The organism is Burkholderia sp. KCJ3K979 (genome assembly GCF_016759955.1).
Taxonomy (GTDB): domain Bacteria; phylum Pseudomonadota; class Gammaproteobacteria; order Burkholderiales; family Burkholderiaceae; genus Burkholderia; species Burkholderia orbicola.
This window is the reverse complement of sequence record NZ_JACFYV010000269.1, coordinates 1-8038: the sequence shown is the minus strand read 5'-3', so window position 1 is coordinate 8038 and position 8038 is coordinate 1. Positions and strand designations below refer to the sequence as shown.

General features: G+C 66.8%; 11 protein-coding genes. 3 read left to right on the top strand and 8 right to left on the bottom strand.

Annotation, left to right across the window (positions count from 1 at the left end):
• A partial coding sequence (locus H3O04_RS31960; protein WP_237666512.1) for a LysR family transcriptional regulator occupies positions 1 to 787 on the bottom strand: 787 nt, incomplete at its 3' end.
• Between the two features lie 129 nt (positions 788 to 916).
• Here H3O04_RS31960 and H3O04_RS31955 point away from each other — a divergent pair.
• A complete protein-coding gene (locus tag H3O04_RS31955) occupies positions 917 to 1642 on the top strand; it encodes a pirin family protein (protein ID WP_011549308.1) in 726 nt (241 codons plus the stop codon).
• Between the two features lie 62 nt (positions 1643 to 1704).
• Complete coding sequence (gene wrbA / locus H3O04_RS31950; protein WP_006481047.1) at positions 1705 to 2307, top strand: NAD(P)H:quinone oxidoreductase; 603 nt, start codon at positions 1705 to 1707, stop codon at positions 2305 to 2307.
• Between the two features lie 105 nt (positions 2308 to 2412).
• Here the strand turns inward: wrbA and H3O04_RS31945 are convergent, their stop codons facing one another.
• From H3O04_RS31945 to H3O04_RS31915, 7 genes are all read right to left on the bottom strand, one after another.
• On the bottom strand, positions 2413 to 2718 hold the full coding sequence (locus tag H3O04_RS31945; RefSeq protein ID WP_034175426.1) for a hypothetical protein: 306 nt from the start codon (positions 2716 to 2718) through the stop codon (positions 2413 to 2415).
• A 227-nt stretch (positions 2719 to 2945) separates the two neighbouring features.
• Positions 2946 to 3680: an LrgB family protein gene (locus H3O04_RS31940; RefSeq protein ID WP_006490940.1), complete on the bottom strand. Its 735-nt coding sequence runs from the start codon at positions 3678 to 3680 to the stop codon at positions 2946 to 2948.
• On the bottom strand, positions 3677 to 4048 hold the full coding sequence (locus H3O04_RS31935; RefSeq protein ID WP_011549311.1) for a CidA/LrgA family protein: 372 nt from the start codon (positions 4046 to 4048) through the stop codon (positions 3677 to 3679). Before H3O04_RS31935 ends, H3O04_RS31940 begins: the two co-directional genes overlap by 4 nt.
• A 242-nt stretch (positions 4049 to 4290) precedes the next feature.
• Positions 4291 to 5325 carry an alpha/beta hydrolase gene (locus H3O04_RS31930; protein WP_124591820.1) on the bottom strand — a complete coding sequence of 345 codons (1035 nt, stop codon included), beginning with the start codon at positions 5323 to 5325 and terminating at the stop codon, positions 4291 to 4293.
• 57 nt (positions 5326 to 5382) lie between these two features.
• A complete protein-coding gene (locus H3O04_RS31925; protein WP_011549313.1) occupies positions 5383 to 5808 on the bottom strand; it encodes an organic hydroperoxide resistance protein in 426 nt (141 codons plus the stop codon).
• A 224-nt stretch (positions 5809 to 6032) separates the two neighbouring features.
• Positions 6033 to 6599 carry a TetR/AcrR family transcriptional regulator gene (locus H3O04_RS31920; protein WP_006481041.1) on the bottom strand — a complete coding sequence of 189 codons (567 nt, stop codon included), beginning with the start codon at positions 6597 to 6599 and terminating at the stop codon, positions 6033 to 6035.
• A 138-nt stretch (positions 6600 to 6737) separates the two neighbouring features.
• The gene (locus H3O04_RS31915) at positions 6738 to 7334 is read right to left on the bottom strand and encodes a TetR/AcrR family transcriptional regulator (protein ID WP_006481040.1); all 597 of its coding nucleotides are present in this window, start codon (positions 7332 to 7334) and stop codon (positions 6738 to 6740) included.
• 147 nt (positions 7335 to 7481) lie between these two features.
• Here H3O04_RS31915 and H3O04_RS31910 point away from each other — a divergent pair.
• Positions 7482 to 8038 (top strand): alpha/beta hydrolase family protein (locus H3O04_RS31910; RefSeq protein ID WP_202589215.1); only part of this gene is annotated, 557 nt, incomplete at its 3' end.

Here is an 8038-nt window from a genome sequence, read left to right as displayed (position 1 = left end):
CCACAGATGCGCGAGCCCGGCCCGGATCAGCAACGGTTCGGCCGGCGGCGCGTTGAGCCACGCGAGAAAACGCCGGCAGCAGCGCAATGCCGAGCCCCGCGATCGCGGCGTCGCGCACCACTTCGCCGTTGTTCGCGACGAGCGGCCCCTGCACGTCGAACGTCCGCACCGCACCGTCGACGCGGAACTCCCAGCCGACCCGCCGCTCGCGCCCGTACAGCACACAGGTGTGGCCGGCGAGATCGGCCGGCGTCTGCGGCGTGCCGTGCCGCTTCAGGTAGGCGGGGCTCGCGCACGCGATCATCCGCCACGCGCCGAGCGGACGCGCGATCAACGTGGAATCCTCGAGCGAGCCGATCCGCAGCACGAGGTCGAAGCCCTCGCCGATCAGGTCGACGCGCCGGTCGGTCAGGTCGAGGTTCAGCCGCACGGCCGGGTGCGCGGACAGGAATTCGGCGATCAGCGGCGACACGTGCGTGATCCCGAACGACAGCGGCGCGCTGATCTTCAGCGAGCCATGCAGCTCGGTGCTGCGTACCGACATCGCCTGCTCGGCGTCGGCGATCTCCGCGAGGATGCGCTGCGCGCGCACGTAGAACTCCTGCCCCGATTCGGTCACCGCCAGATTGCGGGTATTCCGGTGCAGCAGCCGGACACCGAGCGACGCCTCCAGCGCCATCGTGCGCCGGCTGACGAACTGCTTGGACAGCATCAGCTGATCGGCCGCCGCCGTGAAGCTGCCGGCGTCCACGGTCGCGACGAAGATCCTCAGGTCGTTGATTTCCATATTGTCCACTCCATGGCGACAGTCATTATCTCTACAGCGATTTATTTGTCAAATAGATTGACCTAAGATTCATCTCAACGAACGGCCGGCCTCACTTCCGAGGTCCGGCGACTTCAAGGACAAAAAATCATGATCGATATCCGTGCAGCAAACCAACGTGGCCGTGCGGAGCATGGCTGGCTCAGCTCCCGTCATACGTTTTCGTTCGCGAATTACTACGATCCGAAGCAAGTCGGCTTCTCCGACCTGCTCGTGATCAACGACGACCGGGTCGCCCCGGGCCGCGGCTTCGGCACGCACCCGCACCGCGACATGGAAATCCTGTCGTACGTGCTCGACGGCGCGCTCGAACACAAGGACTCGATGGGCACCGGTTCGGTGATCGTGCCGGGCGACGTGCAGTTGATGAGCGCGGGCACGGGCGTGCGCCACAGCGAGTTCAACCACTCGCAGGACACGCCGGTCCACTTCCTGCAGATCTGGGTCGGGCCGGCCGAAAAGGGTGCCGAGCCGCGTTATCAGCAGACCAATGTCGCGGCCGACGACAAGCGCGGCAAGCTCGCGCTCGTCGTGTCGCCGAACGGCGATGCCGGTTCGCTGAAGATCCGGCAGGACACCCGGATTTACGCGGGCCTGTTCGACGGCGACGAAAGCACTACGCTGGAACTTGATCCGAGCCGTTTTGCTTACGTCCACGTGGCACGCGGCAGCGTGACGGTCAACGGCGTGACGCTCGGCGAAGGCGACGGCGCGCGCATCCGCGGCGAACAGGCGCTGACGATCGCCGACGGCAAGGATGCCGAAGTGCTGGTGTTCGACCTGCGTCCGGTCGAAGTGACGGCCGAATGGGCGTGACGCCCGTTCGGGAAACCGGGCCCCGCGGAAACGCGGGGCCCTTTTAATCGGAGATTCGCAACATGGCCAAGGTTCTCGTTCTTTACTACTCGTCCTACGGGCACGTCGAAACGATGGCGCAGCACATCGTGGAGGGCGCGAAATCGGTGCCCGGCGTCGAGGTCACGCTCAAGCGCGTGCCGGAAACGATCCCCGTCGACCAGGCCCGCGCGATCGGCGTGAAGGTCGACCAGGCCGCACCGGTCGCCACGGTGGACGAACTCGCCGACTACGATGCGATCATCTTCGGCACGCCGACCCGCTTCGGCAACATGGCCGGCCAGATGCGCACGTTCCTCGACCAGACCGGCGGCCTGTGGATGAAAGGCGCGCTCGTCGGCAAGATCGGCAGCGTGTTCGCGTCGACCGGCACGCAGCACGGCGGCCAGGAAACGACGATCACGTCGTTCCACACGACGCTGCTGCACCACGGGATGGTGATCGTGGGCGTGCCGTATGCGTGCAGCGGGCTCGTCAACATGAGCGAAATCACCGGCGGCACGCCGTATGGCGCGACCACGCTCGCCGGCGCGGACGGCAGCCGCCAGCCGAGCGCGAACGAGCTCGACATCGCGCGCTACCAGGGCAAGCACGTCGCGGAACTCGCGAGCAAGCTCGCGTCGTAACGCGACGGCCTCGCCCCTCGCTGCCCCGCAGCTGTGCAGTTCCGCACATGAACGAACGGCGCCGGTTGAACCGGCGCCGTTCGTGCCGTGCAACGCTTTCGACCGTTACTGCCCCGACGCCGGCGCGGCCGGCGCCGCCTTCGTCGCGGGCGCCTTCTGCACGGCGTTCTGCGGATAGTTGCTCTGGTCGCCGGTCAACCGGTAGCCGCTGCCGGTGCCGATCGCCTTCAGGTCCGACGCGTGCCGCGCGCGGGCCGCCTTGCGCGCCGCCTTCTTCTGCGCCTTGTCGAGCTGCTTCTGCGCCGGCGCGGACGCCGGGTCCTGCGCGTATGCCGCCGGCACGGCGGTCAACGACAGACCGAACGACGCCGCTACTGCTACTGCCACCGAAACCACGCGAGACTGCTTCATGACCGATCTCCTTGTCGATTGTTGAGTGTGGGTCGGACACCGGCGCGCACGCGACGGCCTGCGACAACGGCACCGATGCAACGTTAGCCGATCGCCGCGCAAATGTCCGTGTGCGTTCCTGAATTGTCCTGATAACGTCACCGATACATGCGAGCCGGGGGCGCCGTCCTTTCGGCCTGTCGCCCTGCCATCAGGGAAACCGATACCCGGGCGGCGTGGGCCGGCGCTCAGATCCAGCGCGACAGCACCGGCAGCAGGATCGGCACGACGAACGCCGTCAGCACGCCGTTCAGCCCCATCCCGAGCCCGGCGAACGCGCCGGCTTCCTCGCTGACCTGGAACGCGCGAGCGGTGCCGATCCCGTGCGACGCGACGCCGAGCGCGAAACCGCGCACGGCCGGCTCGTCGATCCGCAGCAGATTGAGAATCCCGCGCGCGCATACCGCGCCGAAGATCCCGGTCGAGATCACGAGCACGGCCGTGAGCGACGGAATGCCGCCGATCTCCGCGGCGACGGCCATCGCGATCGGCGTCGTCGCCGATTTCGGCGCGAGCGACGCGATCGTCTGATGGGACGCCCCGAACAGCGCGGCGATACCGACCGCCGACACGATCGCGGTCAGCGAACCCGCGAGCAGGCCGACGAGCAGCGGCAACGCGGTGCGCCGCAGCTTCGACCACTGGCGGTACAGCGGCAGCGCGAGCGCGACGGTCGCCGGGCCGAGCAGGAAGTGGACGAACTGCGCGCCTTCGAAATACGTGGGATACGGCGTATGCGTGAGCGTCAGCAGCACGACGATCACCGCGACCGCGATCAGCACCGGATTCGCCAGCGGATTGAAACGCGCCCGCGCATAGACGGCCTGCGCGAACAGATACGCGACCAGCGTGATGGTCAGGCCCAGCAGCGGGCTCGCGGCGAGATAGACCCAGATCGCGCCGAGCTTCGGGAACGCCGTCATTGCGCGCCCTCCGCGGTGCCGCCCGCGCGGCGCTGGCGCCGCAGCAGCGCGCGCGTGACGAGCGCCGTCACCGCGATCGCGAGCGTCGTGCTGACGGCCAGCGCGACGACGACCGCGACCGCGTCGCCGCGCACGCGGTCGGCCGACACCATGATGCCGACGCCGGCCGGCACGAACAGCAGCGACAGGTGACGCAGCAGCTCGAGCGCGGTCGGCTCGATCGCATCGGCGACCTGCGGGCGCAGCATCACGAAGCCGAACAGCAGCAGCATGCCGATCACGGGGCCCGGCACCGGCAGGCCGAACAGATAGGACACGCCTTCCCCGAGACACTGGAAGATCAGCAAGACCGCGAATGCCTGCAACATGAACCGCTTCTCCCGAACGTGGCCGCGCGAACGGGCAGCCGCGCGGCTGATGAGCCGGCGGCATGCGACGCCGGCGTGGACGATACGCGCGATCGTACCAACAATGACGGCGGGCGGGCGCGATCGCCATTCAACCGTTTCGCCCTGACCCGCTGCCGGGCCGGAACCAAACGCCCTCACGCAAAAACGGCGGGCACATGCCCGCCGTCCTGCCGTTCAGGGTCGAACGACCGCCGATCGCGTTACTTCAGCCGCGTCGCGATTTCGTTGGCCATCGCCTTCGTCGCGGCCTTCGTCGGCGCATCGTCGGCCAGCGCATTCAGCAGGCCGAAATCGTGAATCGTGCCGTCGTAGCGCGTGGTCGTCGCGTCCACGCCCGCCGCGTCGAGTTTGCGGCCGTACGCTTCGCCTTCGTCACGCAGCACGTCGAACTGCGCGACCTGGATCAGCGCGGGCGGCAGCCCCTTCAACTGCGCGACGCTCGCCCGCAGCGGCGACGCGTAGATCTCGTTGCGTTGCGCTTCGTTCTTCGTATAGGCGTCCCAGAACCACTTCATCATCGGCCGCGTCAGGAAATGCCCCTGCTGATACGCGTTGTACGAACCCGTGTTGAAGTTGTGGTCCGTCACCGGCCACATCAGCCCCTGGAAGCGGATCGCGGGGCCGCCCTTGTCCTTCGCCATCAGTGCGACGACGGCCGACATGTTGCCGCCGACGCTGTTGCCCACCACCGCGAGGCGGCTACCGTCGACGCCGATCTCCGCGCCGTGCGCGGCCACCCACTTCGTCGTCGCATACGCCTGGTTGATCGCGACCGGGTAACGCGCTTCCGGCGACGGCGTGTAGTTCACGAACACCGCGACGGCGCCCGACTGCACGACGAGATCGCGCACGAGCCGCTCATGCGTCGGGAAATCGCCGAGCACCCAGCCGCCGCCGTGAATGAACACGAATACCGGCAGCGCGCCCGTCACGCCTTGCGGACGCACGATCGTGACCGGCACCGACAGGCCGTCCTGCTCGATCGTGCGGTTCGACACGTCGATGCCCGACAGATCGACCTTCACGCCGTTCTGCGCGTCGACCAGCACCTGGCGCGCCTTCGCGGGGCTCAGCGTTTCGAGGCCCGGGCCCTTCTGGCCGTTCAGTGCGGCGAGAAACGCGCTCGTCTTCGCATCGGGACCGACGGTGTCAGCGCCCGCGGCGAACGCGGCAGGTGCGGTGGACAGTGCGGCTGCCACGGCGGCAGCGATCAACAGCGGCTTGACGATCTTCATGGTGCAACTCCTTGGTCAGGTCTTTGAATGGCGATGAATGGTTTGCAGCGCGATTGATCAGACGAGCGTGAGCGTGACGTCGATGTTGCCGCGCGTCGCATTCGAGTACGGGCAGACGATGTGCGCACGGTCGATCAGCGTTTGCGCGATGTCGCGATCGAGGCCCGGCAGCGAGATCTTCAGTTCGACTTCGATGCCGAAGCCGTTCGGGATCGCGCCGATGCCGACGCTGCCTTCGATCGCGGCGTCCGCGGGGATCGCGATCTTGTCGCGCGCCGCGACGAACTTCATCGCGCCGATGAAGCACGCGCTGTAGCCGGCGGCGAACAGTTGCTCGGGGTTCGCGCCCGCACCGCCCGCGCCGCCGAGTTCGCGCGGCGTGGTCAGCTTCAGGTCCAGGCCGCTTTCGGGCACCGTCGCACGGCCGTCACGGCCGCCGGTGGCTTTTGCATGGGCGCGGTACAGCACTTTTTCGATCGACATGACAGACTCCTTTTTCAGCAAATGAATGAAACAGCCTTCGAACCGGGGACCGCGTGCCGGCGGCTGCTCCGCCGGCCTCGCATCAATTTATCTACTCATAGATAGACAAACATCCCCAAAAAATGCAGGCGGACACCCCACCTGCGCCAATCATCTATCTACTACATGATAGATAACGAGATCCAATAAAAGGCGGCGAACCGCCCGACTCCTTGCGCCGTCCGTCAGGACCGCGTTTTCCAGACGGCCTCGACATCCTCGAGACGCGCCCGCGTGTGAAACAACCGGCTGGCCAGCACACTGCCCTGAAACGCCGCATACAACGTGCGCGCCGCGGTTTCGGGCTCGCCGCTGAACTGCAGCGTGCCTTCCTTCACGCCTTGCTTCAGCAATTCCGCGAGCCAGCGCTCGTTGGCCGTGAAGAACGCCTGCACGGCCTGCCGCACGTTCTCCGGCAGCGTTTCGATGTCGGCCGCGAGCATCCCGCACAGGCAGATCAGGTTGCCGTCGCCGAGCGTGCGGCCGAACATCTTCGTGTACAGGCTCAGCTTCACGTCGGCCGGCAACGCCGGATCGATCGTCCGCATGGCCGCGAGGACTTCGTCGCTGTACGCCGCCACCGCTTCCAGCACGAGATCGTCCTTCGACGGGAAGTAGTAGTGGATGCTCGACGTCTTCACGCCCACCAGGTCGGACAGGTCTCGATAGCTGAAGCCGTTGTAACCGCGCTGCATCATCAGCGTGATCGCGTGGTCGAGAATCTGTTCGCGGACGGTCGGTTTCGTTTCCATGGATCGAACTTTATCTACTCATAGATAGATAGTCAAGCACTTTTTTGCAGCCCCGGCGGAAGATGTGCCGATGCCTGCCGGCCGGGCACTGCCCCGGCGGGCGGTGTGCCGCGCTCGGGCGCGGGCCGCGCCCTTCCGTCACTGCGGCTTCAACATCCGCTGAATGATCGTCCGCAGCATCGCGCGATGCGCGCGCGGCTTGAACCCCGGCTCGAACACGACGCGCCCGACCGCCCCTTCCGCCAGCGCGAGCAGCCAGGTCGCGACGAGATCCGGCTTCAGGCTTCCGTCGATCCGCCCTTGCGCGACACCACGCTTGATCAGCGCGACCATCCGCCCTTTCACCTGCGCCTCGTTCGCCGCGAACAACGCGGCGACGTCCGGATTGCGCGTCGCCTCCGCCGCGGTCTCGACGCAGATGCGCGCATAGACGGGATCGCTCGACAGTTCCATCAACGTCAGCGCGATCTCCTCGATCGCGGCCAGCGCATCGTCGGCGTCCGCATGCTTCGCGAACAGCTCGGCCATCTCGCGCTGGTCGTCCTGCGCGATCGCCTCGATGATCGCCGCCTTGGTCGGGAAATAGTGAAACAGGTTGCCCGGGCTCATCCCGGCCGCCTTGCAGATCGAGGCTGTGGACGTCGCATGGAAGCCGTCGCGCGCAAAACAGTCGATCGCGGCATCGAGGATCTGACGCCGCTTCGCTTCCACTCTTTCAGGATCGATCTTTCTCAACGGGAACTCCGTGCTCGACGATGGCTCAAATATTTATTAGACTGATTAGTCGATCTATTATCTACGCGAGACGTCGGGAGCGTCAAGGCAGCGTGCGCATGCATGTGTCGCCCGCGGCATCCGCTCACACAAACGATCAGAGGACCAATGAAACGCATCGTCATCGCCGGTATCGCACTCGTCCTGTTCGGCTGCGTCGCGGCGGGCGCGCTTGCGCTGCGCGGCCTGTCCGATTTCGAGCTGAAGGGCGCGAACGTATCGACACTGACGTTCCACGCGGGCGACGCCGACCTCGTCGGCACGCTCGCGCTGCCGGCGCACGCACCCGACGCGCCGATCGCGCTGCTCGTCCACGGCGACGGGCCGCGCACGCGCTTCTCGGACGACGCGATGCTGCCGCTCGTCAACAGCCTGCTCGACGCCGGCATCGGCGTGTTCGCTTGGGACAAGCAGGGCACCGGCCGCAGCAGCGGCGACTGGCTCGCGCAATCGATGCAGGACCGCGCGAACGAAACGGTCGCCGCGATGGCGCGCGTGCGCGCCGCCGCCGAGCCCATGCACAAGATCGGCCTGCTCGGTTTCTCGCAGGGCGGCTGGGTGATTCCGCGCGTGGCGAATGCGGTGCGGCCCGCGTTCTCGGTGATCGTCGGCGGCGCCGTCAGCTGGCGGCGCCAAGGCGCCTACCTGACGCGCCGGCAACTCGG